Genomic DNA, 278 nt, shown 5'->3' with positions numbered 1-278 from the left:
CTGAGCAAGCTGCATTTGGCGCAGGTTAAAACGCGAAATGCAGCTTAGCTAAACTTCAGAACGTTACTGCTTTACCATTAAAATACTGCGGTAACGACTGGCATTTCTGCTTATCAAGATCGGCTTTGCACTCTGCGATCGTCATTTCAATACAATGCTCCGGTGTGGCATTAAACACCATTACTTTGTCGTGCATCCATTGCCGAGATTGCAGCGCGCACTCGGTATAACCTTTTGCTGTTAAATAGCTTTGGATTGGGTAGTGCAGTAACTGCGGC

General features: G+C 45.7%; 1 protein-coding gene. It reads right to left on the bottom strand.

Translation table 11 applies throughout. From position 1 onward, the window contains the following. Positions 1-55: 55 nt before the first annotated feature. A partial coding sequence (locus tag SB753_RS36800) for a hypothetical protein (RefSeq protein WP_410805055.1) occupies positions 56-278 on the bottom strand: 223 nt, incomplete at its 5' end.

Source organism: Paraburkholderia sp. SIMBA_053 (genome assembly GCF_046534895.1).
In the GTDB taxonomy this organism is placed as follows: domain Bacteria; phylum Pseudomonadota; class Gammaproteobacteria; order Burkholderiales; family Burkholderiaceae; genus Paraburkholderia; species Paraburkholderia caledonica.
The sequence above is the reverse complement of the archived record's forward strand: the minus strand, read 5'-3'. Positions and strand labels throughout refer to the sequence as shown.